Source organism: Microbacterium sp. 8M (assembly GCF_902506375.1).
In the GTDB taxonomy this organism is placed as follows: domain Bacteria; phylum Actinomycetota; class Actinomycetes; order Actinomycetales; family Microbacteriaceae; genus Microbacterium.
Genome location: NZ_LR733284.1, coordinates 935,015 through 960,931, shown reverse-complemented (window position 1 = coordinate 960,931; position 25,917 = coordinate 935,015). Strand labels below are relative to the sequence as shown.

The following is a 25,917-nucleotide window of genomic DNA, read 5'->3' as shown; positions in this document are numbered from 1 at the left end:
CGTCGTTCGGTATCAGCTGGAGGTCTCCGCGTCGCGCGGAACGGACGTCGAGGATCGCGGGTGCGCGCCCTGCGATTCGTCCGCGTGCTCGGCAACCGCGATCCGCTCCCCGTCGGGATCAGGATGCTCCGTGGCCGCAAGAGCTTGGAGGAAGCCGGTCACGATCGCGCGGTCGGACGGACTCAATCGTGCTGCCACGGCGAAGCGCCGCGCGTGCAGGCGGCCCACGCCCTCGCGGGCGGCGAGTCGGGTCTCCGGGGATACCCGCAGAGCCAGGGCACGGCGGTCGTTGGGGTAGGGGAGCCTGAGCACATGCCCTCCCTGCTCGAGTCGGTCGAGCAGCTTGGTCGTTGCAGCGGAGCTGATGCCGAGATGCTCGGCCAGTGCGCGTGCCGTCGCAGGTTCGCCGGCATTCTCCGCTGCGATGAGGAAGCGGACGGCACGCATGTCGTTGATGTTCAGCCTCATGTAGCGACGCGAGGCGAGGCTCATCCTCTCCGCCGCGCGGTGCCAGGCGCTCAGCGCGGCCATCATCTCCACGATCTCATCGACGTCCTGGTCGCTGAGATCCTCTCGGTTCACGAGTTCCGAGGTGGGGTCGATGAGGCGCGGATCGATCATCGCTCGCTCGGTGCGTGGTCCGGGACGGGGATCTTCCATGGAAGGACTCTATGTCATATGGTTTACTGCTAACCAAGAATGTATTTAACCAAGTTAGCAAAAGGAGTCGAGATGGTGGACGACGGCGAGCGGGTCGTGTTGCTGAGTTCGGACGGCTCCGAGATCGGCACGGCTCCCAAGAGCAGCGTGCACGGTGCGGACACGCGCCTGCACCTCGCCTTCTCCTGTCACGTCTTCGATCCCGACGGGCGGTTGCTGGTCACCCGCAGAGCGCTCACGAAGGCCGCGTGGCCGGGGGTGTGGAGCAACTCGTTCTGCGGCCACCCGGCACCGGGCGAGGGTCTTGTCGCGGCAGTCCGGCGGCGCGCCGAGCACGAACTCGGCCTTGCGCTCGGCGCCGTCGAGCCGGTCCTCCCGTTCTTCCGTTACCGGGCGGTGGACGCCGCGGGGGTGGTCGAGAATGAGATCTGCCCGGTCTACGTAGCCACTTCCGACGGTGCGCCGCGTCCGCATCCGGACGAAGTGGTCGAGCACCGCTGGGTGGATCCCGGCGATCTCGCCGCCTCCATCGAGCGGGTGCCCTGGGCCTTCAGTCCATGGCTGGTGCTGCAGGCGAAGCTGCTGCCGTTCCTCGGAGGCGGGCGGGATCTCGAGGAGCTGGCATCGTGATCGAACCCGCGATGGTCCGCGATGTCGGCTCCGCAGCTCATTCCGTCGCCGAGCTCGAGGCCGCGATCGACGCGTGCTTCGACGACGTGGCGAGGACCGTGGGGACGTTCCAGGGCTTCGATCGGGTGTGGGAGTCGATGCGCCAGGCATCCACCGGCGGAAAGCTGCTGCGGCCCCGTCTCCTGCTCTCCGCTCAGCGTGCGTTCGGCGGTGCTCCGGACGAGCACGCGCTGCAGGCAGCGGTGGCGATCGAACTGCTGCACGTGGCGTTCCTGCTGCACGACGACGTGCTCGACCGCGACCTCGTGCGGCGGGGCGGACCGAACCTCATCTCGCGGCAGCGTGACGCAGCCCTTGTCCGAGGCGTGAACCCACGGGAGGCGCGACGGTACGGCGAGAGCTGCGCGGTCCTCGTCGGGGATCTGCTGCTCGCGGCCGCGCATCGTCTGATCGGCGAGCTCGACGAGCCGGTGGGAAGGCGGCGCGCGCTGCTGGGCGTGCTGGACGATGCGGTTTCCGCCGCGGCCGTGGGCGAGCACGCGGATCTACGGATCAGCCTGAGCGGCGAAGCCGACGAGGACACGATCTTGCGCACGATGGCGCTGAAGACGGCGCGGTACTCGTTCAGTGCGCCACTGCGATTCGGCGCGCTGATGGGCGGGGCGTCATCCGACGTCGTCGACGCGCTCGGCTTCATCGGAGACACGGTCGGGATCGCGTTCCAGATGCGCGATGACGTGCTCGGGGTGTTCGGCGACCCCAGGCGCATCGGGAAGTCGGTGCTGTCCGACCTGCGCGAAGGCAAGATCACCCTGCTGGTCGCGTATGCCCGGATGGATCCTTCCTGGCAGCGGGTGGCGCACCTCTTCGGCGACCCAGACCTCGACGAGCGCGGAGCGGCTCTCCTGCGCTCCGCGATCGAGCGGAGCGGTGCTCGAGCCCGTGCCGAAGCCGTGGCCGCGCAGCTCATCGACGAGGCGAGCATGTCGATGTACCGGGCAGCGCTGCCGCGCGAGATCATCGAGGACCTGGAGCGGGTCATGGCGAGTGCGATGGAGCGCTCGCGATGAGTGCGCCCGCCGGGCTGCGGCAGTACGACCGCACGGCCGCGCGGGGCTCGACGCAGGTCCTGGAGAGCTACTCGACCTCGTTCCGCCTCGCCAGCCGGCTGTGCAGCGGACCCGTGCGTGCCGACCTCGCCGCCATCTACGCCCTGGTGCGCGTAGCGGATGAAGTGGTCGACGGATGCGCCGCAGACGCAGGACTGACCGGAGAGCAGTGCCGCGCCGTGCTCGACCACCTCGAGCAGGAGGTGGAGTCGGCCCTCGCCTGCGGCTACAGCGCGAACCTCGTCGTGCACTCCTTCGCCAACATGGCGCGCGAGACCGGGATCGACGAACGTCTCACCAGGCCTTTCTTCGCCTCGATGCGGCGCGACGTGGATCCGCTCGTCTTCACCGAGGAGCGCGAGCTCGACGACTACGTGCACGGATCCGCCGAGGTGGTCGGGCTCATGTGCCTGGCCTCGTTCTGCCGCGGTCTGCCCGCGGATCCGCTGCGAAAGGCGCGCTGGGAGCGGGGCGCGATGGCGCTGGGATCGGCGTTCCAGCGGGTCAACTTCCTGCGTGATCTCGGCGAGGACGCGGTCTCCCTCGGGCGCAGCTACTTCCCGGGGGTGGATCCTCAGGGGATCTCCGAGGAGCAGAAGAACCGGATCCTGGACGGCATCGACGCGGAGCTGCGGGAGGCGGCCACCGTGATCGGGGAGCTGCCGTCGTCCAGCCGGCGGGCGGTCACCGCCGCGCACCTGCTGTACGCCGAGCTCTCCTCCCGGCTGCGGTCCACGCCCGCGCACGACCTCGTACGCCGGCGGGTGAGGGTGCCCGCGGCGCGCAAGGCATGGGTCCTGGCGCGAGCGGCGCTGTCGCCGGCGGTGGCTCGATGAGCCGTGTCGCGGTTCTCGGCGGGGGAATCGCGGGGATCGTCTCGGCGGCTCTGCTCGCGGCCGACGGACATGAGGTCGAGCTGTTCGAGAAGTCCGCTGAACTCGGCGGGCGCGCGGGGCGCTGGGACGCACGAGGCTTCCGGTTCGACACCGGCCCGTCGTGGTATCTGATGCCCGAGGTCTTCGATCATGCGTTCCGGCTGCTCGGAACGACCGCGGCCGACGAGCTCGACCTGGTCCGGCTGGATCCCGCCTACCGGGTGTTCTTCGATGGCGCGGATCCGCTCGACGTGCGCTCCGGTCGAGCGGCCGCGGTCGCGCAGTTCGAGGGGATCGAGCCCGGAGCAGGCGCGAGGCTCTCCGCTCATCTCGACTCGGCGGCGCGCACCTATCGGCTTGCGAACGATCGCTTCCTCTACACCGACTTCTCCCACCCGCGCGCGTTCGTGCCAGGACGTGCGCTGAGGGAGCTGCCGGCCTTGTCGCGGCTGCTCGGCCGCTCGCTGCAGAGCCTGGTGGAAGGATCCTTCACCGACCCGCGACTGCGTCAGATCCTGCAGTATCCCGCGGTCTTCCTCGGCGCCTCGCCGGCCCTCGCGCCTGCGCTGTTCCATCTGATGAGCACGTTCGACCTCGATGACGGCGTGTTGTACCCGCGCGGGGGGCTCGGCGTGGTGGTGGATGCGTTCTCGCGACTCGCCGCGGAGGCAGGGGTCGCCGTGCACACCCGCACCCCGGTCCGCAGGATCCTCGTCGACGGTCGCGCGGTCCGGGGCATCCTGGTGGAGCGCCACGGCGCGCTGTGCGAGGAGCGGTTCGACCGGGTGGTGAGCGCGGTCGACATGCACCACAGCGATACGGCGCTGCTGCCGGGCCGCTCGCGGGAGCGCTCGCTCCGGCACTGGGATCGGAGCAACCCTGGCACGGGAGCGGTCCTCGCGATGCTGGGAGTGCGCGGGCGGCTCCCGGAGTTGCGTCACCACAACCTCGTGTTCACGCGGGACTGGCAGGCGAACTTCGATGCCATCTTCGGAGCCGTGCCGCGGGTGCCGGATCCCGCGTCGTTCTACGCCTGCATGCCGAGCGCGACAGATGCCACGGTCGCTCCGGAGGGACACGAGAACCTGTTCCTGCTCGTGCCGGTCCCGGCGGACCCCGGCATCGGATCCGGTGGCCTGGAGGGTGCGGGTGCCGCCGAGGTGGAGGCGGTCGTCGACCGGGCCATCGCCGCGCTCGCCGAGCACGCCGGTGCTCCCGATCTGCCTGAGCGCGTCGTGCTGCGACGCACGGTGGGCCCCGCCGACTTCGAACGCGACCTGCACTCCTGGCGGGGCTCCGCCCTGGGCCCCGCGCACACGCTGCGACAGAGCGCGTTCCTGCGCGGGCGGACGCGCTCGCGCAGGACGCGAGGCCTGTTCTATGCGGGCGCGACCACCATTCCGGGCATCGGGTTGCCGATGTGCCTGATCAGCGCCGAACTCGTGCTCAAGGCGTTCCGCGGCGACCGTAGTACGGGCCCCTTGCCGGTCGCGGAGACCCAGCGATGGGTGTGACGTATCTCGGCCTGCTGATCGTGGCGATGCTCGGCGTCGGGCTTGCGGACGCCCGATGGCGGCTCTTCCTCTGGGGTGATCCGCGCCGCGCGGCACTGGTCCTGCTGGCGGGCGTCGCGCTGCTGCTGGGATGGGACGTCGCGGGGATCGCGGCCGGCATCTTCCTCCGCGACCCGAACGCCCTCTCGACCGGCATCCTGCTCGCGCCGCACCTGCCGATCGAAGAGCCCGTCTTCCTGGTGTTCCTGGTGCAGGTGACCATGACGACGTATGCCGGAGCGCGGCGGGTCCTGACCTCGTCGCACACGCGGGCGCGTCGGCTCGAGCGCGCTGCGACACCGCCCCCCTCCGCGTGGACGGAAGGTCACCGCACATGAGCGCGTATCTCCTGCTCGACGCCGCTTTCCTGCTGCCCTGCGCGCTGGTGCACCTGCTGACGTGGCGACGTCGTCCCCCACGGCACGCTCTTGCGCTCCTGATGACTCTGCTCGTGCTGGCGGGCCTGACCGTGGTGTTCGACTCGCTCATGATCTCCGCCGGGCTCTTCCGCTACGCCGAGGATCGGATCAGCGGGGTGCGGCTCTGGCTCGCTCCCGTCGAGGATCTGGCCTATCCGCTCGCCGCCGCGCTGCTCGGAACGGCGCTGTGGAATGCGCGTCGGGGCGTCCGGCGCTCGCCGCACGCGCCCGTCGTCGTCGACCGCCGCCTCGGGCCGGGAGGCGGCTCGTGAGCACCGCCGTTCACCGCTCTCTCCCGGCCGAGATCCTGCTGACGTCACGGCCGCTGAGCTGGATCAACACCGCTTTCGGGTTCGCGGCGGCGATGGTGCTCACGACCGGTCGGGTGGACGCCGCCGTGCTGATCGGCACGACGTTCTTCCTGATCCCCTACAACCTCGCCATGTACGGGATCAACGATGTCTTCGACTACGCCTCGGATCTGGCCAATCCGCGGAAGGGCGGGGCGGAGGGCGGCGTCCTCGACCCCGGCCGGCATCGGGTGATGCTCACGGCGGCGATCGGGCTGTCGGCGCCGTTCGTGATCGCGCTGATGGTGCTCGGAGACCCGGCTTCGTGGGTCGTGCTCGGGGTCGCGCTGTTCGCCGTGGTCGCCTATTCGGCTCCGCCGTTCCGGTTCAAGGAGGTGCCGTTCCTGGACTCGGCGACCTCCAGCATCCATTTCGTCTCACCCGTCGTCTACGGTCTCGTGCTCGCGCATGCGGCTCCGACGCCGGGGCTGGTGCTCATGCTGATGGCGTTCTTCGCCTGGGGAGTGGCCAGCCACGCCTTCGGCGCGGTGCAGGACGTGATTCCCGACCGCGATGGCGGTATCGCGTCCATCGCGACCGTGCTGGGTGCCGCCAGGACGGTGCGGTTCGCGATGGCGATGTGGATGCTGGCGGGAGTGCTCATGCTGTTCACGCCGTGGCCAGGACCCTGCGGCGCGGCGCTCGCGGTGCCGTACCTGCTCGCGGTGTGGCCCTACCGATCGATCAGCGACGAGCACTCGGCCGAGGCGAACAGAGGGTGGCGCCGATTCCTGGCACTCAACTACCTGTGCGGCTTCCTCGCCACGGTGCTGTTGATCTGGTGGGCGGCAGGCGCCACCCGCTGAGAGCCGTTCGCGGCCGGCCGATCAGCTCCGCAGCGCGAGCGAGACGACCATGCCCGGTGCGGCGACGACCGAGAGCACGAGATACGCGGTGCCATCGGGCCCGAGCGCCGTCCCCCCGGGGAAGAGCCGCACCTCGTCCGGCGGAACCATGAGCCCGCGTCCATCGGCCTTGAGCACCGCCTCGATCGCGGTCCAGCCGCGCAGATCCGGCGGATCGGCCGGGGCGAACAGGGCGGCGAGGTCGGGCCGCGCGCCCGCGCGCTCGGCGTCGATGCCGATCTCGGCGGTGTTCTCGGCGTGGGCGACGGCGACGACCACCCACGGGTCGGCATAGGCGATGCTCGCGTGCACGGGGACGAAGGGCAGCACCGGGCGTCCGTGCGGCCCGCCGCAGACAGGGCAGCGCCGTTCGATCCGCAGATCGGACCCTGGAGCGAGCTCGCCGGCCAGTGCGCGGACCAGCGCGTCCGCGGTCTCGCGCCGGGAGCCGTGGGCGGAGCGCGCCCAGGCGATCCGCACCCCCTCGACCGTCGTCCGCTGCACCCGACCAGCGTAGGGTGCGTGCCCGACGCGGGGCGCACGCGCGGACGGCGGCGCGCGCGCCCATAAGTTGAAGTAGCCAACAAAACTCTTGCGCACCGTCGAAACGCTCGCTAGGGTCGATCGTCGAAGCGCTTCACCAGCGCAACCGTACCGATCGAAGAAGCCCGGAGACGACGATGGCGAAGATCCATGAGGTGGCCGAGGCCGCCGGCGTGTCGATCAGCACCGTCTCCTATGCGCTGAGCGGCAAGCGCTCGATCTCGCCGGCCACGCGGGAGCGCGTGGAGCGCGCCGCCGCGCGGCTCGGCTACGAGCCGAACGCCGGTGCGAGGATGCTCGCCGGGCGCCGCACGCACATCTTCGCGCTCACCGAGCCGTTCCGTGCGGACACGCATGCGCCGACGCACATGAGCTTCGTCCTCGCGACGTCGATCGCCGCACGCCGCTACGACTACGACATCCTGCTGCTCACCGACGCCGAGGCGTCGGCGGGGATGCGCCGGGTCTCCGCCAGTGGGCTGGTCGACGGGATCCTCGTGCTCGACGTCGCGCCGCAGGACGACCGGGTCGCACTGTCGCGCGCGATCGACGTTCCGACGGTCTTCATCGGGGTGCCCGACGATGCCGAGGGTCTCGTCTGCGTCGACCTCGACTTCGAGGCGGCAGCAGGGCTCGCCGTCGACCGCCTCGCCGAAGCAGGGCATCGCCGCATCGGCTTCATCGGCCACCCGGAGACCGCGTACGTCCGCTCGAACTTCCCGCCGCGGGTGCGTCGCGGCGTCGAGGACGCGGCGCGGCGTCGCGGCGTCACCCTCGCCACGGCGTTCCCCGGTGAGGGCGACGAGCGGCGCCGCGACATCGGCGAGGCTGTGCGGCGCATGATCGCCGAGGGCGTCACGGCGCTCGCCCTGCACTGCGACGACGCCGCCCATGCGGCCGTCCTCGCCGAGCTCACCGCGGCCGGGCTCGCGGTGCCGGCGCAGATGTCGGTGGTGTCGATCGGTTCCTCGTTCGACACCTCCTCGTTCTCCACCCCGCTGGACCGCATCCCGCTCGAACCGGACACGTCCTGCGAACTCGCCGTCGAACTGGCCTCACGACTGGCCGATGGCGAGCACGTCGAGCCCGGTGTGCGCCTCACCGCACCGCACTACCAGGCGTTCGGCTCGGTCAGCCCGCCCCGCTGACCTGGCGCATCCCGTCATCCGCCCATCCACCCCGTTCGCATCACCTGTTCCCACCATCTCTCCCCTCATCCCTTTCACCAACGTCGAAACGCTTCGACAACCACGGAGGTAGCAATGAAGCACACCAGGATCCTCGCGGCCGTCGCCGCGACAGCGGTCATCGGCGCCGCACTCGCCGGCTGCAGCGGCAGCGAAGACGACACCAATGGCGCGGGCAAGACCCTGCGGCTGTGGCACTACGAGGGCGCCGACAGCGCCATGGGCAAGGCCTGGGCCGAGGCCATCAAGGTCTTCGAGAAGGAGACCGGTGCCAAGGTGCAGTTCGAGGAGAAGAGCTTCGAGCAGATCCGCTCGACTGCGAGCCAGGTGCTTAACTCCGACCAGGCGCCCGACGTGCTCGAGTACGCCAAGGGCAACGGCACGGCCGGCCTGCTCTCCAGCCAGGGTCTGCTCGCCCCGCTCGATGACGCCGTGAAGAAGTACGGCTGGGACAAGAAGCTCGCCTCCAGCCTGCAGACCACCGCGAAGTATGACGACAAGGGCATCATGGGCTCCGGCAGCTGGTACGGCGTGCCGAACTACGGCGAGTACGTCGAGGTCTACTACAACAAGACCGCGTTCGAGAAGGCGGGCGTCGCCGTGCCGACCTCGCTCGCCGAGTTCGAGGCGGCGATGAAGACCTTCAAGGACGCCGGCCAGACCCCGCTGTCCGAGTCGGCGGTGGAGTACCCGCTGAGCCAGCTCTGGTACCAGCTGGCCCTGACCAAGGCCGACCGGTCGTTCATCGACGACTACCAGCTCTACAAGCACCCGGTGAAGTGGGACGACGAGCCGCTCACCTACGCCACGCAGACCATCGCGGACTGGACCGCGAAGGGGTACATCTCCAAGGACGCCAGCGGTCTCAAGGCCGAGGACGCGGGTGTCGCGTTCATCAACGGGCAGGCCCCGATGTTCTACTCGGGCAGCTGGTGGTACGGCCGGTTCATGACCGAGATCAAGGGCTTCGAGTGGGGGACGTTCCTGTTCCCGGGCAGCGACTTCACCCCCGGATCCGCGGGCAACATGTGGGTCGTGCCCGAGCGTGCGAAGAACAAGGCGCTGGCCGAGAAGTTCATCGACATCACGATGCGCCCCGAGATCCAGGCCATCCTCGGCAACGGCGGAGGCGTGCCCGTCGCCGCCGATGTGTCCGCGATCACGGACGAGAAGTCGAAGGAGCTCATCGAGAACTTCAACACCATCACCAAGAACGACGGCATCGCGTTCTACCCCGACTGGCCCACGCCGACGTTCTACGACCAGCTCAACGCAGGCCTTCAGGAGCTCGTGAACGGCACGAAGTCGCCCGCTGAGGTGCGCAAGCAGCTGGGCGACCAGTACGCGTCCGGCGTGAAGGACATCGTCGGCTGAGGCCCCGGGGGCTGCGGGCACCCGCCCCGGCCCCCGACCGCCTCCACGCTCTTCGGAAAGGACGACGGCATGTCCGACGTACGCAGCCTCATCCCCGGGTCGCGCCCGCGCGCGTTCTGGCCCTATCTGCTTCCGGGCCTGATCCTGCTCCTCGTGATCATCGTGATCCCGCTGGTCTGGAACGTGTACCTCACGTTCACGAGGTATCGGGGGATCCGGCCCCCGCAGTGGATCGGGCTGGGCAACTGGCAGAAGCTGTTCGGCGACCAGGTGTTCTGGACCTCGTTCGGCAACTCCGTCGCGATGATCCTCGCGATGGTCGTCGTGCCGACGCTGCTCGGCCTGCTGCTGGCGGCGATGCTGTTCGATCTGATCGGCAAGAAGTTCGGCGGCAGGATCGCGAGCTTCCTGCGCGCCACCTACTACCTGCCGCAGATCCTCCCCGCCGTGATCGCGGCGATCGTGATCGGCTGGATCCTGCGCCCGAAGAACGGAGCGCTCAATCAGGTGCTCGAGGCGATCGGTCTGGGCGCCCTGCAGCACAACTGGCTGGGCAGCGGCGACACCGCGCTGGTCAGCATCATGGTGATCATGGTCTGGGTGCAGCTGGGCTATCCCGTCGTGATCTTCATGGCGGCGCTGCAGCGGGTGGATCCGGAGCTCTACGAGGCGGCCGAGCTCGACGGCGCCGACTGGTTCCAGAGGTTCCGCGCGATCACCGTCGGCATCATCCGGCCCGAGATCTTCGTCGTCACGCTGACCTGCACGATCGCCGCGCTCAAAGTGTTCGGCCCCGTCTATGCGCTGACCCGCGGCGGGCCCGGAACGTCCACCATCGTGCCCGCGTACTACGCGTACAGCGAGTTCTTCCAGTCGCAGCAGGTCGGCTACGGCGCGACCATCGCGACCGCGCTGACCGTCGTCATCGCGATCGTCAGCGTGGTGTTCATCCTCGTGCAGAACCGCATGGAGAAGGAGGAGGCCCGATGAGCCGCTCCGGCATCGCTCGCCGCCGGCCATCCGACTGGGTCGTGCTCGTCATCGCCATCGTGCTGGGCCTGCTCATCGCGGTGCCGCTGCTGCTGATCCTGATCAACTCGTTCAAGTCGCCCGGCGACTACAACACGTCCGGGCCGCTGTCCCTGCCGAAGGAGCTCTACTTCGACGGGATCGGCGCGTTCTGGAATCGGGTCGACTTCCCGCTGAAGCTGTGGAACAGCTTCTTCATCGCCGGCACCGTCGCCGTGCTGGCGGTGGGGCTGTCGATGCTGAACGCCTTCGCGCTCGGCATCGGCCGGGTCAAGGGGCGGCTGTGGATCGTCGTGGTGATCCTGCTGGCGAACATGCTGCCGCAGGAGGTGCTGCTCTACCCGCTGTACTTCCTCTTCAAGCAGGTGGGCCTGTACGACAACCCGTGGTCGGTGATCATCACCTTCACCGTCATCCAGTCGGCCTTCGGCACGTATCTGCTGTCCTCGGTGTTCAGTACGTTCCCCAAGGAGGTGCTCGAGGCGGCCGCGCTCGACGGCGCCGGGCGCTGGCAGGTCCTGTGGCGCGTGGTGTTCCCCATCTCCCGCCCGACGCTGTCGGTGCTGCTCATCTTCTTCTTCATCTGGACGTGGAACGAGTTCCTCATCCCCTTGACGTTCCTCGTGTCGAACGCGAATCAGACGGTGCCCGTGGCGATCACGGCGCTGCAGGGCGACCGGCTCATGGACGTCACCACGACGAGCGCCTCGGCGCTGCTCGGCCTGCTGCCGACGCTCGTCTTCTTCCTCATCTTCCAGCGCACGCTGACGCGTGGCATCACGGCAGGAGCAGTCAAGTAATGAAGTTCACCGACGGGTTCTGGCAGCTCCGCCCCGGAGTCGACGCCCTGTACGCGCAGGAGGCGCGCGATCTGTCCGCCGAGGACGGCGTGCTCACGGTGTGGGCGCCGACGCGGGTGATCGCCTCGCGCGGAGACACCCTCAACCGGCCGCTGCTCACGGTGTCGCTGTCGAGCCCCGCGGAGGGCGTGATCCGGGTGCGCGTCGAGCACCACCGCGGTGCGGCCGGCACCGGTCGCCGGTTCGGGTTCGATGCGAACCCGGAGCACCGCGCCGAGGCGCGGCTCGATGACGACGGCGGCGTGCTCGACGCGGGCTCTCTGCGTGCGCGCATCCGCCGCGGGGCGCCGTGGGAGCTGACCTTCGAGCACGACGGCGGCGTCTACACGACCAGCGGGCACCGCTCGATCGGTTCGATCGCGATCGCGCCGCACGCCGCGGTCACCGCCGAGCCCGTGGGATCCGACGGCATCAGCGTCAGCGGCAGGGCCGAGGCGGACAACTACATCCACGCCCAGCTCTCCCTCGACGTGGGCGAGCTCATCTACGGTCTCGGAGAGCGGTTCGGCCCGCTCGTCAAGAACGGGCAGACGGTCGACGTGTGGAACTCCGACGGCGGCACGTCGAGCGAGCAGTCGTACAAGAGCATCCCGTTCTACCTCTCCAGCCGCGGCTACGGCGTGCTCGTGAACGACGCCGGCCACGTCTCGTTCGAGGTCGGCTCCGAAGCCGTCGAGCAGGTGCAGTTCTCAGTGGCGGGGCAGAGCCTGGAATTCTTCGTGATCGCCGGGCCGACCCCGGCGGAGGTGCTCGACCGCTACACCCGCCTCACCGGACGCCCCGCCCGGGTGCCGGATTGGTCGTACGGCCTGTGGCTGTCGACGAGCTTCACGACCGACTACGACGAGGAGACCGTCAGCGGCTTCATCGACGGCATGGCCGACCGCGACATCCCGCTCGAGGTGTTCCACTTCGACTGCTTCTGGATGCGGGAGTTCCACTGGACCGACTTCGAGTGGGATCCGGCGGTGTTCCCCGACCCGGAGGGCATGCTCGCGCGCCTGCACGAGCGGGGTCTCCGCGTCAGCACCTGGGTGAACCCGTACATCGCGCAGCGGTCGCGGCTGTTCGACGAGGGACTCGAGCACGGCTACCTGGTCCGGCGGCCGGACGGATCGGTGTTCCAGTGGGACCTCTGGCAGGCGGGCATGGCACTGGTCGACTTCACGAACCCCGACGCCACAGCCTGGTTCCAGGGGTACATCCGGCGCCTGCTGCGTCAGGGCGTCGACGCCGTCAAGACCGACTTCGGGGAGCGCATCCCGACGGGCCTGGCATGGCACGACGGCAGCGATCCCGAGGCCATGCACCACCGCTACACGCAGCTGTACAACCGCGCCGTGTTCGATGTGCTCGTCGAGGAGCGCGGCGAGGGCGAGGCCGTGCTCTTCGCGCGATCGGCGACGGCCGGGGGACAGGCGATGCCCGTGCACTGGGGCGGCGACAACTCCTCGTCGTTCGTGTCGATGGCGGAGTCGCTGCGCGGCGGGCTGTCGCTCGCGCTCAGCGGCTTCGGGTACTGGAGCCACGACATCGGGGGCTTCGAGGGGGATCCGGATCCGGCCGTGTTCAAGAGGTGGCTGGCGTTCGGACTGCTGTCCAGCCACTCGCGCCTGCACGGATCCACGAACTACCGGGTGCCGTGGGCGTTCGACAACGGCACGGAGGAGCCGGGGCAGAGCGCGGTCGACGTCGCGCGCGCCTTCACGAAGCTGAAGCGCTCGCTGCGGCCGTACCTCGTCGCGGCCGGCGAGGAGGCCCATCGCAGCGGACGCCCCATCATGCGCCCGATGGTGCTGGAGTTCCCGGAGGATCCCGCGGCCGGCTACCTCGACCGGCAGTACATGCTGGGCGCCGACCTGCTCGTCGCGCCGGTGTTCACCGCATCCGGCGAGGTCGAGTACTACCTGCCAGACGGCCGCTGGACGAACTGGTTCACGCGTGAGCAGGTGCAGGGTGGCGGCTGGCGCCGCGAGATGCACGCCTTCGACACGGTGCCGCTGTGGATCCGGGAGGGCGCCGTGATCCCTGTCGAGGACGAGGACGGGGTGCGGTCGGAGGTGCGGGGCTGAGGACGCAGCGCGCCCATCCGGCGTCATAGGATCGAACCCTATGACGTCGGATCCGGTGGGCACGCAGAGGATGCGCCGCCCGGGTCCGATCGCCCGCATCGTCGGTGCGCTCGACGACCCGGTGCTCCGGGCGCTGGTCACCGCCACGACCGTCGCTCGGATCGGCCGCGGCGTGTTCCTCTCGATCACGGTGCTGTACTTCATCCGCGTCGTGGGGCTGAACGGCGCTCAGGCCGCGATCGTGCTGGCGGCGGCCAGCGGCAGCAGCATCGTGGCCTCGTTCCTCGGCGGTTGGCTCGCGGATCGATGGAGCGCGCGTCGCCTGTCCTTCACGTTCGAGACCGCCGCGGGGCTGCTCCTCGTCGCGTACGCCTTCGTCGACACGTTCGCGGCCGCGATCGTGCTCGCGGTGTCCAGCGGCTTCCTCGACGCCCTCGCACAGTCCTCCCGTTCGGCCGTGATCGCACGCGGGTTCACGGGGGAGAACCGGGTGCACGCCCGCGCGGTGCTGCGAACGGTCACCAACCTGTCCATCGCCGCCGGTTCCGGGATCGCGGCGGTCGCGCTCGCGATCGGGACGCCCGTGGCCTACCGGGTGGTTATCGTGCTCGCCGGCGTCGTCTGCGCGCTCGGCGCGATCCCGCTGCTGCGCCTGCCCTCCTCCGTCGACGCGGACGCGCGCGTCGCTGAGACGATCAGGACCGAGACCGGATCCGTGAACACCGCCGCGACCGCGGCCGCCGAACGCGAGCTGCGCCGCGACTGGCGCGCGCGCTCGCCGTGGCGGGACCCGCGCTACCTGCTGCTGACCCTGTTCTCGGCGATGTTCGGCATGCAGTTCGGCGTGGCGGAGGTCGGTGTGCCGCTGTGGATCACCCATGCCACCACCGCGCCCGACGCCACGGTGTCGGTGCTGCTCATCTCCAACACCGTGCTCGTCGTGCTCTTCCAGGTGCGGCTGTCCCGCAACACCCACGACCTCCGCGTCGCCGGCAGGGTCTCGCTGATCGCGGGCGTGCTCATGGCGGGCGCATGCCTCGTCTACGCCGCAGCCGCAGGCCTGCCCGTCGCGGCCGCCGTGTCCGTGCTGCTCCTGGCCCTCGTCGCGCACACGTTCGCGGAGATCCTCTCGCAGGCGGGCGGCTGGGGGCTGAGCTTCGAGCTGGCGGATCCGGTGCGCGCGGGCGCATACCAGGGCGTCTTCGGGATGACGTTCTCGATCGCCTCGCTGGTCGCGCCCCTCCTGGTGAACGCGACGGCCATCGCGCTCGGCTTCGCGGGCTGGGCGATCCTCGCGGCGGTCTTCCTCGGATCGGCCGTCGGCATCGCGGTGATCGCGTTCCGCGCCGCCCGGGAGCAGCAGCGCGAGGAGGTGCAGGTGCGCGACGAGGAAGGGCCGCGCGACGAGGAGCGGTCTCGCGCCACGCGAGGGTAGAGCCCGCCCGCCTGAGCCGGAGGATCTCACCCTCGACCTGCTCCCCGCTGACGAGTAGCTTCTGCTCATGGGAGACCACGTCGACGAGCGGGTGTTCACCCGGCAGGACCGCACGCTGTTCCGTGAGAAGACGGCGCGCTGCCTCGACGCGCTCGCCGTGATGCTCGCCGACGGCCAGTTCGAGGTCGCCGAGCCCCGGCTGGGCCTGGAGATCGAGCTCAACCTGGTCGACGACGCGGGCGACCCGGCGATGGCGAACGAGGCCGCCCTCGACGCGATCGCCGATCCCGCGTTCCAGACCGAGCTCGGCCAGTTCAACATCGAGATCAACGTCGAGCCCCGCCCGCTCGCCGGCCGCAGCGTCACCGACCTGGAGCACTCCCTGCGCGCCTCGCTCAACGCCGCCGATGAGAAGGCGCGCAGCGCGGGATGCCGCCTCGCCATGATCGGCATGCTGCCCACCCTCGACGAGCGCCACTTCACCGGGGAGTGGCTGTCGGCGGATCCGCGCTACGACCTGCTCAGCCAGCAGATCCTCGCCGCCCGCGGGGAGGACATCGAGCTCCGCCTCGACGGCCCGGCCCTTCGACAGGCGCACGGACCGGATGGCCGCCTCGGCGACGGCACCGGGCGGGAGACCCTCGACATCGTGTGCGACACGATCCTCCCCGAGGCCGCCTGCACGTCGGTGCAGCTGCATCTGCAGGTGGATCCGGCGGAGTTCGCGGCGTACTGGAACTCCGCGCAGGCCATCGCGGGTGTGCAGGTCGCGCTCGCCGCCAATTCGCCGTTCTTCGCAGGCAAGGCGCTGTGGCACGAGACCCGGATCCCGCTGTTCGAGCAGGCCACCGACACCCGTTCGGTCGAGCTGAAGAACCAGCACGTGCGGCCGCGGGTGTGGTTCGGGGAGCGCTGGGTGACGTCGATCTTCGACCTGTTCGAGGAGAACTCCCGCTACTTCCCCGCGCTGCTGCCGGTCACGACCGACGAGGATCCGTTCGAGGTGCTCGCCGGGGGTGGCACGCCCGCGCTCGCCGAGCTGCGGATGCACAACGGCACGGTGTACCGCTGGAACCGCCCGATCTACGACGGCAAAGGCGAGCATTATCACCTGCGCCTGGAGAACCGGGTGCTGCCGGCGGGACCCGGCATCGTGGACGTGCTCGCCGACGCCGCGTCTACTACGGGCTCGTGCACGCGCTCGCGCAGGCCGACCGCCCGCTCTGGACCCAGATGACCTTCGACGCGGCCGAGGAGAACCTGCACTCGGCCGCCCGCGACGGCATCGAGGCGCGCCTCTACTGGCCCGAGATCGGCTGGATCGGACCGCGCGAACTGGTGCTGCGGCGCCTGCTGGCGCTCGCCGCAGAGGGGCTCGACGGGTACGGGGTGGATCCGGCCGAGCGCGATCGCTATCTCGGCGTCGTCGAGCAGCGCTGCCTGACCGGGCGCAACGGGGCGGTGTGGCAGCGCGAGAACGTCGCCGCCCGCGAGCGCGCCGGAGCCACCCGGTCTGAGGCGCTGCACGGCATGCTCGCCGACTACCTGGAGCACATGCACGCGGGAGAGCCCGTGCACACCTGGGAGCTGTGAACCCGCCGCCGTGTGCGGTCCCTGATCGAGGAGCGGAGCGACGAGAGGAAGGGCGGGCGTTCGTCCTTCGTCTCGCTGCGCTCGCTCGGGAACCGGTTCGAGCGCGTCGGGCGCGTCAGATTCCGCCGAGGAACTCCCGGATCCGGTCCGCGGCCGGACCGGCATCCCGGATCATCGTCTCGTGACCGCACCCCGGGATCTCCGCGTACTCGCCCTGCGGGATCGCGTCGGCCACGGCGCGTGTCCACGCCGGCGGCGAAACCGGGTCGCGGGAGCCGCGCACGACCAGGGTCGGCACGGAGATCCGCGGATAGACGTCCTCCGGGCGGTGCGCGACCGTGGCGCGGATCTTGCGCACGATGTGCGGGCCCGCGCGCAGGTACTCGCGCACCCCGCGGATCACCACGCGCGGGTCGACCGATGCCGTGTCCTGGAGGAACCGCAGCGCCTGCCGTGCCACCCGCCGCGCCCCGGCGTCGACGGTGGGCGCCGCCAGCACCACTGCGCGCACCCGGTCGGGATGGCGCACCGCGAGCTCGGCTGCGACCTGACTGCCCATGGAGTGCCCGATCACCGTGACCGCGGGGAGGTCCGCGGCGACGAGGTGCGCGGCGATCAGGTCGGCGTGCTGCGGCATGGTGAGCGGCAGGTCCGGCTCCGGCGCGGCCCCGAAACCGGGCAGGTCGACGGCGACGACGGTGCCCTCGAGGCGGCGAGCCAGCTCGCCGAAGACGCTGCGGCCCATGCCGAGCCCGTGCACGAGCAGGAAGACGTCCGATCCGGATCCGGTCCGCTCCGCGATGAGCGTCGCGGATCCCTCGGTGAACGCCACGACGTGACCGTCCAGTGCGGGAGTCAGGTCGGGAGTGCTCACCCCTCCACTTCACCACATCCCGCCGTGGGGGATCCGCTCACCCGGCGGGGCATGCCTCCGGGGCGGAGACGCCGTGGATCGCGGCCCATTGCGTCTGGAGCTCGGTGCCGAACTGCGGTGCCGGCCCCGGAAGCCGCGGCACACAGCCCGACGTGCTGAAGGCGCCGATGACCTGGCCGGGACGCCCGCGGAGCCCCACGGCGTATGCATCGCCGCCCGGCGCCATGGCAGCGAGCACGGCACGGATCGATTCCCAGCCGACCGTGTCCGTGAGCGCCCGATCCGGCGGGATCGCCGGGGCGACGGAGGTCGGCACCCGCAGCCACAGCCGCGGAGGCTGGCCAGGGAACACGTCGACGACGAGTTCCCGCTCGCGGTCGGAGTCGTACCGGGCGAGGCCGAGGTACGCCGCGTCGAGTCCACGCAGCGTCGCCGCCAGCGAAGGAGGAACGGGCGACTCGATGGTCGAATCCTTGCCGATCGAGAGGATCAACCGATCGGTGCGTGTCGTCATCGAGAGCTCATCGAGGAGGGCCGCTTGCAGAGCGGGTGAGAGCCCCTCATCCGCGATGCGCAAGGCGCGTTCGTCGCCGATGGATCCCGAGATGCGCATACCGCGTTCTGCTCGGCTCAACCACTCGTCGACGAATCCCACCCCGGGAGAGCGTGAGCCGGGGGCGACGGTGAAGGCGACGTCGGGGACCGCTTCGAGTGTGAGCTGCAGTGGTGCCGCGCGTGAGCCGCCGACCGTTCCCGCGCCGCGACCGCCGTCCTTCGAAGCCAGCCACGTGGTGATCACGCGGTGAGCCTGTGCGGCCGTGACCCCGCGTTCGAGCTCGACATCCGTGTTCCGCGCGATTCCCGCATCGAAACCGCCGTCGTCCACGACGCAGGACGCCGAGGTGACGCCGGGCAGCGGTCGAAGCGCCGCGCAGGCGGCGTCCGCGGCGCGTCGCGCTTCTCCGACATCCGCGGGGGAGGAGCACGCCCCGAGAGCAGACGCGGCGACCAGAACCGCGAAGACCGCGGTCATTCGCGACAGCCCGCCACGTCCCGCCCGGAGCCTCCTCGCCCGAGGACGACGCGCGTGCTCATCAACGCCATCGCGAGGCGCGCTCATAGGGCCCGCAGGCGGGCCGCCCGGCCCTCGTCGATGCCTCCACGCCACCCTGAGAGCGGCGGCGTGATGTCGGATCGCGGGCCGCCCGACCATGCGGCGGCGAACTCGCTGCGAGAGACGAACCGGTCCCAGGCGGGGTCGAGCGTGCCCGGCAAGAGCCCGTACTCGGCGAGTCCGATAAGGATGCCGTATCGCTGATATCTGTCCGCTTCCGGCACGATCTTGGCTCGGGCCATCGCCTTCTCCAGCTCACCGGCGCGTGTTCCCGCCGGTTGGGCCGAGATCACGTCCAGCAAGGTCCGCAGCCGCTCCCTGTCGTCGGCCGTAGGGGAGGGGAGGCCGGCAGCGACAGCGGTCTCGAGGTCGGGCAGATAGCGCTGCGGCTGCTCGTTCCAGGCCCAGCCCAGCGCAAGCCGCACCAGCACCTCGGTCCCGTCGAGCTCGAAGGCGTCGCCTCGGGAAGGGGTCAGTCCGCAATCGGGCAGTCCGTCGTCCTTCACGGGCGCGGTTGCGAGGTACCTCGCCCATGCGAACGAGATTACCGTCTGCCGTCCGTGACGAGCGCTGCCGAGACCCGCGATGAAGGCGCCGAGCACGGCGTCCTCGTCGAGCATGGATGCGGCGGCGACCGAACGGTCGAGGATGTCGATCGGTGCGAGTCGATCGACGGTGCGGACGGGCCATCCGAAGCGCTCGGCCTCGGCGACATGGACCGGATCCGTGGACGCCTCGGCTCCCGCGACGCCACCCGTGCGGGTGAAGCGGTATCCGTACACCCGCATCAAGGCGTCGAGCTCGGCATCGGCGGGGATTCGTCGTGGCAGGGCCTTCACCCCGTCAGGATATGGGCTCAGCCGCCGCCGGTGCGGGTCGATGGTCGGCGCCGTCCTGATTCTCTGCTGGTTGCATCGATCTGCCGATCAGATGCCTTGAGAAGACGTCCTAAGGTGAACGCGTGCAGTTCTCTGTTGAGGTGACCGACATCCTCGATCCGCTTCCGGGTCTCGTCGCCGCGGGTGAGGTCGACGGGCGGCGGGTGTTCGCTGTGTGGCGCGACGGCGCGGTGCGTCTCCTCGACGATCGCCTGATCGAGGTCGCGCACAGGGACGTGTCGCTGGCGGACGATGCGCGCGTGCTGGCGGCATCCGCTCTGGACCTCGTGATCATCGCCACGCAAGGAGCCGTGGTCCGCGTCAGCGCACAAGTGGATGTGCTCGACCTGCCCGCCGATGCCGCGGCGATCCTCGAGGGCCTCCCGTTGATCGCCGTCCCCGGCGAGGCGATCCATCGGCTTCTCCTTCTCGAACCGACGGCCGGGGTGGTCATCGCCGAGCAGACAGTCGACGTGGACGACGCGCGCGCGTTCATCTATCCCCATCCGCATGATGGGTCGGCGATCCTCGAGTTCGCGATGGGACAGGACGGGACGCTGGCGTACCGCGTCGACGTCGAGGAGTCCGCGCTCCGGCTGAGCGCGATCCTCGAGGGAGACGACCCGGTGGTCGCCGGCTTCGCTCCTACAGGCGATCGGCTCCTCATCGCGCAGTACCCCAGCGGTCCCGAGACGGTGCGGATCCTCACGTGGCCCGAACTGGACGAGGCTGCGCGTGTCGACGGCGGCGAGGTCGATGCTGAGTACGGCTTCGGTCTCGCCGGGTGCTGGATCGACGATGATCGGGTGGCTTTCTACGCCACCGAAGACGCCCTCATGGTTGCGGCCGGCGACCTGGAATCGCCGGAACGAGTCGAGCTTCCGATCGCCTTCGGCGACGACGGGGAGATCGAGAGTCTCACCCCTCTCGGCCGCGGAGGCGTTGCCGTCGGCACGTGGACGCCAGCCGGCCGGCTCACGCTCGTCGTCGAGATGACCGAAGCCTAGGGCCCCGCACGCCTCGAACTGGCATAGGCATCCTCCTGCACTCGCGCTCGGAGCCGATCCAACGGGGCTACACGCTCAGCCCTCGGCGCTGATGCATCCGCCCGCGGTCGTCGAGTTCGAGGATGGTCCCGATGCCGATCCTTTCGAGGAACGCGAAATCGTGGCTGACGATGAGCAGGGCTCCGCGGTAGGCGTCGAGAGCTTCCGCGAGTTGTTCGACGCTCGTGATGTCGAGGTTGTTCGTCGGCTCGTCCATGATCAGCAGCTGGGCGGGCGGCTCGGCCAGGAGAAGCCGTGCGAGGGACACGCGGAACCGTTCGCCGCCCGAGAGCGTGCGCACCGGCCGGTCGACGCTGTCGCCACGCAGAAGCAGTCGAGCGAGCTGGTTCCTGATCGTGTCGGTAGGTGTCTCGGGCGCGACGGCCTGCACGTTCTGGAGTGCGCTGGCGCCGTCGTCGAGTCCATCGAGCCGCTGTGGGAGAAATCCGACGAGGTCGGTGACCAGCCGGCCGTGAGGGCGCCCGGGAACCGGATCGGTCTGCTGGAGGAGCTGTTCGAGCAGGGTCGACTTTCCGGCTCCGTTCGCGCCGATGAGCGCGACGCGTTCCGGCCCTTGGATCACGATGGTTCGCCCTTCGTCCTCCAGTTCTGCCAGGCGTCGCCCGCGAGGGACGTCGGGGTCGGGAAGGACGAGGTGAATATGCTCGTCGTCGCGGACTCGTGCGTCGGCCGCGTCGAGGGCGGCCTGCGCGGCCTGCACCTTGTCGTCGAGGGTCGACCGCAGCGATCCGGCGGAAGCCTGAGCCTTGCTGGCGCGGTTCCCGGCAAGGATCTTGGGGATGCCGCCGTCCTTCTGAGTCTTCCTGCCTGTTCGTTCGCGTCGCGCGAGCTTCGTCTCAGCCTCGACGCGCTGCTTCTTCTCCACCTTCAGCGCCTGCCGGGCGGAGCGTGCAGCCTGCATCGCAGCGGCCTGCTTCTGTTCTTGGAATTCCTTCCACGCGCTGTACGGGCCGCCGAAGGTGTCCAGTCTCCCGGCATACAGCTCGGTGGTGTTGTCCATGTGTTCCAGCAACTCGAGGTCGTGGCTGACGACGATGAGGGTTCCCGGCCATTGGTCGACGAACTCGGCCAGCCTCGTTCGTGTCGCGCGGTCGAGGTTGTTGGTGGGCTCGTCGAGAAGGGTGATCGGGGTGCGGCGGATGCGCAGTCCGGTGATCGCGATGAGCATGCCCTCGCCGCCGGAGACCTCTGCGACACGGCGGTCGAGGTCTCCGGCGGAGAACCCGATCTGGTGCAGTGCTTCGTCGGCGCGGGACTCGATGTCCCAGTCGTCGCCGATCACGTCGAAAAGACGTTGGTCGACGTCGCCGGACTCGATCGCCTTCATTGCATCGAGGATCGATTGGATCCCGAGCAACTCGGCGATCGTCGTGTCGCGTCGCAGCGTGAGTGTCTGCGGCAGGTACCCGACCTCGCCGCCGGTGTCGACGTGGCCGGAGGACGGCTGGAGCTCACCTGCGATGAGGCGGAGCAGGGTGGATTTGCCGGCGCCGTTGCGGCCGATCAGCCCGGTTCGGCCCGTACCGAAGGTGCCATTGACTCTGTCGAGTCCGATGGTGCCATCGGGCCACTCGAAGGTCACATCCCGCAGGGTGATTGCGGATTTCGTAGACATTGCTGTGCTTCTCTTTCTCTGCCATCAGCCGCCGGCAGGCGTGACGGGGGTCACTTCTGTGTCGATGAGCCCAGCCCCCGGTGAGGGCTGGGTGAGGTACTTCGCATGGAGTTGCCCACAGGCCGCGTCGATGCCCGTGCCGGACTGGCGCCGCCTTGTCGCGTGGATACCGCGAGTGGTCAATCCATGCACGAACTCGTCCACACGGTTCGACGAGGGCGCACGATACTCAGGAACGGCTCCGGCGGCCTCGTTGTAGCGGATGACGCTGACATGGAACAGCTCCGGCCGAGAACGGTCGTGGACCAGTTGTGACAGTGCCGCGAGATGGTCGTCGCTGTCGTTGACGCCTGCGATCAGCAGATAGGCGAGATACACCTTTCTGCGGCTCGTGACGGCGTGCCGGTCCAGGATGTCGAGGTTACGTGCGAGCGGGAATCGCTCCTCAAGGGGGATGATCCGCTCCCTCTGGTTCGGGAACGGCGAGTGCACCGAGAGCGTGATCGTCACCCGCGGGTGCTCATTCACGAGACGTTCGAGGTTCGGCGCGAACCCGACAGTGGACACCGTGATCCGCCGCGCCGACATGCCAGCGTACGCTTGGCCGGTCAGTAGAGTCAGCGCGTCGAACACGTGGGGGTTGGCCAGCGCTTCGCCCATGCCCATGAAGGCGACACTCGCCGGCCGTGGCAGCCCTGCTCGTGTCCAGCGCGGGTGCATCACCTGCGCGACGATCTCGTCCGCAGTGAGATTTCGGATCAGTCCGACCGCGCCGGTGGCGCAGAACGTGCATCCGAGGGCGCAGCCGGCCTGCGACGAGATGCACATCGAGTCCCAGCCGGCCCGGTAGTGCGAGACGACGGTCTCGATGCGCACACCGCTGTCCGAGGAGAACAGCACCTTTTCGACGTGTTTATCGCGCTGGACCTCCAGCGTCGTGAGCGGGTGCAGCCGGGGGCCGAAGCGCGCTGTCAGTTCATCGCGCAGTCGCGCCGGAAGGGCGCGGACGTCGCCGAACGTCTCCGCGGTCGAGCCCTGCCAAGCGGTGATGAGTTGCCGGAACCGGAACGCCGGCTCGCCAGCCTGAGCGAGGTGATCGTGAATGCGCATCCAACGGCTCCTCGTGGTCAGGGCGGTGTTCATGTGTCACCGCCCTGGAGGGGGAGGACCTCACGGCCTCGGTAGAAGCCGCAGTGCTGGCATGCACGATGCGATGGCGTGACCTTTCCGCAGGCGGGATTGCTGCAGGTGGTGAGCGCGGGCGCAGTGGTCTTCCAGTGAGCGCGGCGATGACGGGTGCGAGAACGTGACTTGCGGTGCTGCATGACGGTGCCTTTCGTGAGCAGGTTGCAGGCGCCAGCGGAGCTGGCAGGACAACCGACTTCGGGCCGTGTGGATGCAGCGAAAGGTCACGCCACCGGGCAGCGCAAGAGTGGCTTCGACGACGTGGAGCGGTCGCTCCACGTCAAGAAGAAGACTGACCTGAGAGACGGGGCCGCGCGTTCGCACTCGTGCACTCGGGACCGAAGTCGGTGCGATGCGAATGTGCCGGTGATGACCGTACGGGAGTGAGCATCCCAGGAGGGGATGGCTTCACATGGATGCGTTGAGAAACGATCGTCCACTGATGCGGGTGAAGCCCGCACGAATGGTAGCCACCGGCAGTTCGGTGGCTACGCTCTATCGACCTCGATCATCTCCACAGCGACGACTCTACCAGCCGCGACGAAGAGGGACTCCGTCTGGATCCGCCGCCTACTCGCGATGTCGCCCGGTGAGCGCGGCGCGGATGCCTGCGGCGGGATACCTCTGCCGCGGATGCGTGGAGCCGACAGTGTCAGCCAAATCCAGGAGAGTGGCGCCGATCTCCGGGGTGATACTGAGCGGGTAGCGCTCGATCGCCAACTCCAATGTCCCCAGGAGTCCGGACCGCCGAGGAATCACGTCCCGATAGACCTCCCAGGCGCGCCCGTCATCGCAGAACGCGAGCAGGTAGGCGGCCTCGGCTCGTGTACTCAGCTCCGGAGCGACGCTGAATGTCTCGGCGAGGGAGTGCACCCAGTCGCGCCACTCCCGCTCTTGCGCGGCGGCCCGAACCGGCTCCCACATGGGGTGTGCCACACACCGTTCCGCAGCGTGCCGCACCGTGTTCAGTAGGCTGTCGCGCACCTTCACATCCGCCTCCGCGCGCAGCGCACCGCCGAGCATCCGCCGCGTCTCCGCGCGCAGGAAGTACTCGCGCACAGGAAGCAGGAACCACCCCAGCTCGGCCCTCGCGAGGGAACTCAGTCGCCGAGCGGCGGTGAGACGCACAGTCACGTCCGCGGAGTCGAGCGCATCCTCCAGCTGAGCGAACTCCGCGTTCGCCTCCGCTGCACGCGTGGCGTAGCGGGCTGAGCTCAGCCAGCGAGCGATCTGGTCGTCCATACCCATACCCACCGTCGAACCCGTACCGCTCCTGCTTCGCGTACCGCCTGAACAGTATCAGCGTGACAACGCACCCTCCGGAATCCGCGGAGAGGTTGACGCTCCTGCCGCCCGTCGCTAGTTTTCGTTGTTATCAACAACATATGGGTGGCGCGCGCGCCGCCCATGCCGACGATGAAGTCAGGAGATCTCCATGCGCCGATCGACGCGCTTGCTTCTTGCGGTCTCGACCGCCGCAGCCCTCGTGCTGCCCGTGTGCGGCGCGGCGGCCGCCGAAGCCGCGCCGCCGTCCCACAGCCGCTCCGACAAGTCCACCCTGCGGGCGCAGGCGCCGAAGGACCTCGCCATCGGCACAGCAGTGTGGGGCCAGAAGGAGCTGGTGGGATACGACCCCGCCGCGCCGACCGAGTACCAGCAGGTGCTGGGCGCCCAGTTCTCGTCGCTCACCCCGGAGAACGACATGAAATGGGAGTCGGTCCACCCCTCCGCCGACGTCTACGACTTCGCCTCGGCGGACGCGCTCGTGGCCTACGCGAAGGACAATCACCAGCAGGTGCGCGGGCACACGCTGCTCTGGCACAGCCAGAACCCGGCCTGGGTCACCGAGGCGAGCAAGACATGGACCTGCGACGACGCCCGCGCGGTGCTGCACGACCACATCAGCACCGTGGTGGGGCACTTCAAGGGCGAGATCTACCAGTGGGACGTCGCGAACGAGATCTTCCAGGACACCTGGGATGCCGGCGGGGTGCGGCTGCGCACGGAGGCCAACCCGTTCCTGAAGGCCTGTGCGAGCGACCCGATCGCCCTCCTCGAGGACGCGTTCCGCTGGGCGCATGAGGCGGATCCCGACGCGGTGTTGTTCCTCAACGACTACAACGCCGAGGGGATCAATGCCAAGACCGACGCATACTACGCGCTCGTGCAGCGGATGCTCGCCGACGGCGCACCGGTCGGCGGCTTCGGCGCGCAGGCGCACCTGAGCCTGCAGTACGGGTACGACACCACGCTGCAGGCGAACTTCGAGCGCTTCGCGGCCCTCGGCCTGCAGGTCGCCGTGACCGAGGCGGACGTCCGCATCCCGCTCCTTCCCGGAGAGACCGCTCCGACGGCGGAGCAGGTCGCTACGCAGACCGACCGCTACGACGCGATGCTGCAGGCGTGCCTGAACGTGTCGGCCTGCACCTCGTTCACCGTGTGGGGCTTCCCGGATGCGAACTCGTGGGTGCCCGCGGTCTTCCCGGGTGAGGGCTGGGCGACCATCTTCGAGGACGACTACACGCCGAAGCCCGCGTTCACCGCGATGCTCCGTTCACTGGAGGACGCGACGCCGGGCCGCTCGCCGCGACGCTGAGCACCTGCGCGGCTCTCGACGCCGGTCCTCCCTCGGAAGGGCCGGCGTCGAGAG

The 25,917-nt window shown here is 69.4% G+C and carries 26 protein-coding genes; 17 read left to right on the top strand and 9 right to left on the bottom strand.

Annotation, left to right across the window (positions count from 1 at the left end; all coding sequences use genetic code 11):
- Nucleotides 1–12: 12 nt before the first annotated feature.
- A complete protein-coding gene (locus AERO9AM_RS04550) occupies nucleotides 13–660 on the bottom strand; it encodes a MarR family winged helix-turn-helix transcriptional regulator (RefSeq protein WP_236602478.1) in 648 nt (215 codons plus the stop codon).
- Between the two features lie 72 nt (nucleotides 661–732).
- Between AERO9AM_RS04550 and idi the strand changes: the two genes are divergently transcribed.
- From idi to AERO9AM_RS04515, 7 genes are read left to right on the top strand one after another with little or no spacing between them, the layout of a single operon-like run.
- Complete coding sequence (gene idi, locus AERO9AM_RS04545; protein WP_236602477.1) at nucleotides 733–1,290, top strand: isopentenyl-diphosphate Delta-isomerase; 558 nt, start codon at nucleotides 733–735, stop codon at nucleotides 1,288–1,290.
- Nucleotides 1,287–2,360 (top strand): polyprenyl synthetase family protein, encoded by a 1,074-nt coding sequence (locus AERO9AM_RS04540; RefSeq protein WP_159575086.1) that lies wholly within the window; start codon nucleotides 1,287–1,289, stop codon nucleotides 2,358–2,360. The genes idi and AERO9AM_RS04540 overlap by 4 nt, the downstream gene beginning before the upstream one ends.
- Nucleotides 2,357–3,235, top strand: a complete 879-nt coding sequence (locus AERO9AM_RS04535) for a phytoene/squalene synthase family protein (protein WP_201298583.1) — start codon at nucleotides 2,357–2,359, stop codon at nucleotides 3,233–3,235. Before AERO9AM_RS04540 ends, AERO9AM_RS04535 begins: the two co-directional genes overlap by 4 nt.
- Entirely contained in the window at nucleotides 3,232–4,788 is a 1,557-nt protein-coding gene (gene crtI, locus AERO9AM_RS04530; RefSeq protein ID WP_201298582.1) for a phytoene desaturase family protein, read from the top strand. Before AERO9AM_RS04535 ends, crtI begins: the two co-directional genes overlap by 4 nt.
- The gene (locus tag AERO9AM_RS04525; protein ID WP_159575085.1) at nucleotides 4,779–5,165 is read left to right on the top strand and encodes a lycopene cyclase domain-containing protein; all 387 of its coding nucleotides are present in this window, start codon (nucleotides 4,779–4,781) and stop codon (nucleotides 5,163–5,165) included. Before crtI ends, AERO9AM_RS04525 begins: the two co-directional genes overlap by 10 nt.
- Complete coding sequence (locus AERO9AM_RS04520; protein WP_159575084.1) at nucleotides 5,162–5,518, top strand: lycopene cyclase domain-containing protein; 357 nt, start codon at nucleotides 5,162–5,164, stop codon at nucleotides 5,516–5,518. The genes AERO9AM_RS04525 and AERO9AM_RS04520 overlap by 4 nt, the downstream gene beginning before the upstream one ends.
- The gene (locus AERO9AM_RS04515) at nucleotides 5,515–6,402 is read left to right on the top strand and encodes a prenyltransferase (protein WP_159575083.1); all 888 of its coding nucleotides are present in this window, start codon (nucleotides 5,515–5,517) and stop codon (nucleotides 6,400–6,402) included. Before AERO9AM_RS04520 ends, AERO9AM_RS04515 begins: the two co-directional genes overlap by 4 nt.
- 21 nt (nucleotides 6,403–6,423) lie before the next feature.
- Here AERO9AM_RS04515 and AERO9AM_RS04510 read toward each other — a convergent pair whose 3' ends face one another.
- Complete coding sequence (locus AERO9AM_RS04510) at nucleotides 6,424–6,945, bottom strand: 4'-phosphopantetheinyl transferase family protein (protein ID WP_159575082.1); 522 nt, start codon at nucleotides 6,943–6,945, stop codon at nucleotides 6,424–6,426.
- Nucleotides 6,946–7,121: 176 nt separating this feature from the next.
- Here AERO9AM_RS04510 and AERO9AM_RS04505 point away from each other — a divergent pair, with 176 nt between their 5' ends.
- The 8 genes from AERO9AM_RS04505 to AERO9AM_RS17625 all read left to right on the top strand — a co-directional run bounded on the left by AERO9AM_RS04505 (nucleotide 7,122) and on the right by AERO9AM_RS17625 (nucleotide 16,534).
- The gene (locus AERO9AM_RS04505) at nucleotides 7,122–8,132 is read left to right on the top strand and encodes a LacI family DNA-binding transcriptional regulator (RefSeq protein WP_159575081.1); all 1,011 of its coding nucleotides are present in this window, start codon (nucleotides 7,122–7,124) and stop codon (nucleotides 8,130–8,132) included.
- A gap of 114 nt (nucleotides 8,133–8,246) precedes the next feature.
- Nucleotides 8,247–9,545, top strand: coding sequence for an ABC transporter substrate-binding protein (locus AERO9AM_RS04500; RefSeq protein WP_159575080.1), 1,299 nt, complete (start codon nucleotides 8,247–8,249; stop codon nucleotides 9,543–9,545).
- A 69-nt stretch (nucleotides 9,546–9,614) separates the two neighbouring features.
- Entirely contained in the window at nucleotides 9,615–10,535 is a 921-nt protein-coding gene (locus AERO9AM_RS04495; protein ID WP_159575079.1) for a carbohydrate ABC transporter permease, read from the top strand.
- Nucleotides 10,532–11,374 carry a carbohydrate ABC transporter permease gene (locus tag AERO9AM_RS04490; RefSeq protein ID WP_159575078.1) on the top strand — a complete coding sequence of 281 codons (843 nt, stop codon included), beginning with the start codon at nucleotides 10,532–10,534 and terminating at the stop codon, nucleotides 11,372–11,374. The genes AERO9AM_RS04495 and AERO9AM_RS04490 overlap by 4 nt, the downstream gene beginning before the upstream one ends.
- Nucleotides 11,374–13,506, top strand: coding sequence for an alpha-xylosidase (gene yicI, locus AERO9AM_RS04485; protein WP_159575077.1), 2,133 nt, complete (start codon nucleotides 11,374–11,376; stop codon nucleotides 13,504–13,506). The genes AERO9AM_RS04490 and yicI overlap by 1 nt, the downstream gene beginning before the upstream one ends.
- 40 nt (nucleotides 13,507–13,546) lie before the next feature.
- Nucleotides 13,547–14,941 carry an MFS transporter gene (locus AERO9AM_RS04480; protein ID WP_236602476.1) on the top strand — a complete coding sequence of 465 codons (1,395 nt, stop codon included), beginning with the start codon at nucleotides 13,547–13,549 and terminating at the stop codon, nucleotides 14,939–14,941.
- A 67-nt stretch (nucleotides 14,942–15,008) separates the two neighbouring features.
- Nucleotides 15,009–16,178: a glutamate-cysteine ligase family protein gene (locus AERO9AM_RS04475; protein WP_328821150.1), complete on the top strand. Its 1,170-nt coding sequence runs from the start codon at nucleotides 15,009–15,011 to the stop codon at nucleotides 16,176–16,178.
- Nucleotides 16,133–16,534 (top strand): hypothetical protein, encoded by a 402-nt coding sequence (locus tag AERO9AM_RS17625; protein WP_328821149.1) that lies wholly within the window; start codon nucleotides 16,133–16,135, stop codon nucleotides 16,532–16,534. Before AERO9AM_RS04475 ends, AERO9AM_RS17625 begins: the two co-directional genes overlap by 46 nt.
- A gap of 115 nt (nucleotides 16,535–16,649) precedes the next feature.
- Here the strand turns inward: AERO9AM_RS17625 and AERO9AM_RS04470 are convergent, their stop codons facing one another.
- From AERO9AM_RS04470 to AERO9AM_RS04460, 3 genes are all read right to left on the bottom strand, one after another.
- Nucleotides 16,650–17,408: an alpha/beta fold hydrolase gene (locus tag AERO9AM_RS04470; protein WP_236602475.1), complete on the bottom strand. Its 759-nt coding sequence runs from the start codon at nucleotides 17,406–17,408 to the stop codon at nucleotides 16,650–16,652.
- Nucleotides 17,409–17,445: 37 nt separating this feature from the next.
- A complete protein-coding gene (locus tag AERO9AM_RS04465; RefSeq protein ID WP_159575076.1) occupies nucleotides 17,446–18,441 on the bottom strand; it encodes a hypothetical protein in 996 nt (331 codons plus the stop codon).
- An 83-nt stretch (nucleotides 18,442–18,524) separates the two neighbouring features.
- Nucleotides 18,525–19,361, bottom strand: a complete 837-nt coding sequence (locus AERO9AM_RS04460; RefSeq protein ID WP_201298581.1) for a hypothetical protein — start codon at nucleotides 19,359–19,361, stop codon at nucleotides 18,525–18,527.
- Between the two features lie 122 nt (nucleotides 19,362–19,483).
- On the opposite strand from AERO9AM_RS04460, the gene AERO9AM_RS04455 reads away from it, so the two are divergent.
- The gene (locus AERO9AM_RS04455; RefSeq protein WP_159575075.1) at nucleotides 19,484–20,407 is read left to right on the top strand and encodes a hypothetical protein; all 924 of its coding nucleotides are present in this window, start codon (nucleotides 19,484–19,486) and stop codon (nucleotides 20,405–20,407) included.
- Between the two features lie 67 nt (nucleotides 20,408–20,474).
- Here AERO9AM_RS04455 and AERO9AM_RS04450 read toward each other — a convergent pair whose 3' ends face one another.
- From AERO9AM_RS04450 to AERO9AM_RS04435, 4 genes are all read right to left on the bottom strand, one after another.
- Nucleotides 20,475–22,082, bottom strand: coding sequence for an ABC-F family ATP-binding cassette domain-containing protein (locus AERO9AM_RS04450; protein WP_159575074.1), 1,608 nt, complete (start codon nucleotides 22,080–22,082; stop codon nucleotides 20,475–20,477).
- A gap of 24 nt (nucleotides 22,083–22,106) precedes the next feature.
- Nucleotides 22,107–23,225 (bottom strand): radical SAM protein, encoded by a 1,119-nt coding sequence (locus tag AERO9AM_RS04445; RefSeq protein ID WP_159575073.1) that lies wholly within the window; start codon nucleotides 23,223–23,225, stop codon nucleotides 22,107–22,109.
- Nucleotides 23,222–23,407 (bottom strand): 50S ribosomal protein L32, encoded by a 186-nt coding sequence (gene rpmF / locus AERO9AM_RS04440; protein WP_159575072.1) that lies wholly within the window; start codon nucleotides 23,405–23,407, stop codon nucleotides 23,222–23,224. Before rpmF ends, AERO9AM_RS04445 begins: the two co-directional genes overlap by 4 nt.
- 430 nt (nucleotides 23,408–23,837) lie before the next feature.
- Entirely contained in the window at nucleotides 23,838–24,509 is a 672-nt protein-coding gene (locus AERO9AM_RS04435; protein ID WP_159575071.1) for a hypothetical protein, read from the bottom strand.
- A gap of 193 nt (nucleotides 24,510–24,702) precedes the next feature.
- On the opposite strand from AERO9AM_RS04435, the gene AERO9AM_RS04430 reads away from it, so the two are divergent.
- The gene (locus AERO9AM_RS04430) at nucleotides 24,703–25,863 is read left to right on the top strand and encodes an endo-1,4-beta-xylanase (RefSeq protein WP_159575070.1); all 1,161 of its coding nucleotides are present in this window, start codon (nucleotides 24,703–24,705) and stop codon (nucleotides 25,861–25,863) included.
- Nucleotides 25,864–25,917 lie beyond the last annotated feature (54 nt).

Coding starts and splice junctions, on each gene's coding strand:
- AERO9AM_RS04550 (WP_236602478.1), bottom strand. CDS start 660: ATGGAAGATCCCCGTCCCGGACCACGCACCGAGCGAGCGATGATCGAT.
- idi (WP_236602477.1), top strand. CDS start 733: ATGGTGGACGACGGCGAGCGGGTCGTGTTGCTGAGTTCGGACGGCTCC.
- AERO9AM_RS04535 (WP_201298583.1), top strand. CDS start 2,357: ATGAGTGCGCCCGCCGGGCTGCGGCAGTACGACCGCACGGCCGCGCGG.
- crtI (WP_201298582.1), top strand. CDS start 3,232: ATGAGCCGTGTCGCGGTTCTCGGCGGGGGAATCGCGGGGATCGTCTCG.
- AERO9AM_RS04525 (WP_159575085.1), top strand. CDS start 4,779: ATGGGTGTGACGTATCTCGGCCTGCTGATCGTGGCGATGCTCGGCGTC.
- AERO9AM_RS04520 (WP_159575084.1), top strand. CDS start 5,162: ATGAGCGCGTATCTCCTGCTCGACGCCGCTTTCCTGCTGCCCTGCGCG.
- AERO9AM_RS04505 (WP_159575081.1), top strand. CDS start 7,122: ATGGCGAAGATCCATGAGGTGGCCGAGGCCGCCGGCGTGTCGATCAGC.
- AERO9AM_RS04500 (WP_159575080.1), top strand. CDS start 8,247: ATGAAGCACACCAGGATCCTCGCGGCCGTCGCCGCGACAGCGGTCATC.
- AERO9AM_RS04495 (WP_159575079.1), top strand. CDS start 9,615: ATGTCCGACGTACGCAGCCTCATCCCCGGGTCGCGCCCGCGCGCGTTC.
- AERO9AM_RS04490 (WP_159575078.1), top strand. CDS start 10,532: ATGAGCCGCTCCGGCATCGCTCGCCGCCGGCCATCCGACTGGGTCGTG.
- yicI (WP_159575077.1), top strand. CDS start 11,374: ATGAAGTTCACCGACGGGTTCTGGCAGCTCCGCCCCGGAGTCGACGCC.
- AERO9AM_RS04480 (WP_236602476.1), top strand. CDS start 13,547: ATGACGTCGGATCCGGTGGGCACGCAGAGGATGCGCCGCCCGGGTCCG.
- AERO9AM_RS04475 (WP_328821150.1), top strand. CDS start 15,009: ATGGGAGACCACGTCGACGAGCGGGTGTTCACCCGGCAGGACCGCACG.
- AERO9AM_RS04465 (WP_159575076.1), bottom strand. CDS start 18,441: ATGACCGCGGTCTTCGCGGTTCTGGTCGCCGCGTCTGCTCTCGGGGCG.
- AERO9AM_RS04450 (WP_159575074.1), bottom strand. CDS start 22,082: ATGTCTACGAAATCCGCAATCACCCTGCGGGATGTGACCTTCGAGTGG.
- AERO9AM_RS04445 (WP_159575073.1), bottom strand. CDS start 23,225: ATGAACACCGCCCTGACCACGAGGAGCCGTTGGATGCGCATTCACGAT.
- rpmF (WP_159575072.1), bottom strand. CDS start 23,407: ATGCAGCACCGCAAGTCACGTTCTCGCACCCGTCATCGCCGCGCTCAC.
- AERO9AM_RS04435 (WP_159575071.1), bottom strand. CDS start 24,509: ATGGACGACCAGATCGCTCGCTGGCTGAGCTCAGCCCGCTACGCCACG.
- AERO9AM_RS04430 (WP_159575070.1), top strand. CDS start 24,703: ATGCGCCGATCGACGCGCTTGCTTCTTGCGGTCTCGACCGCCGCAGCC.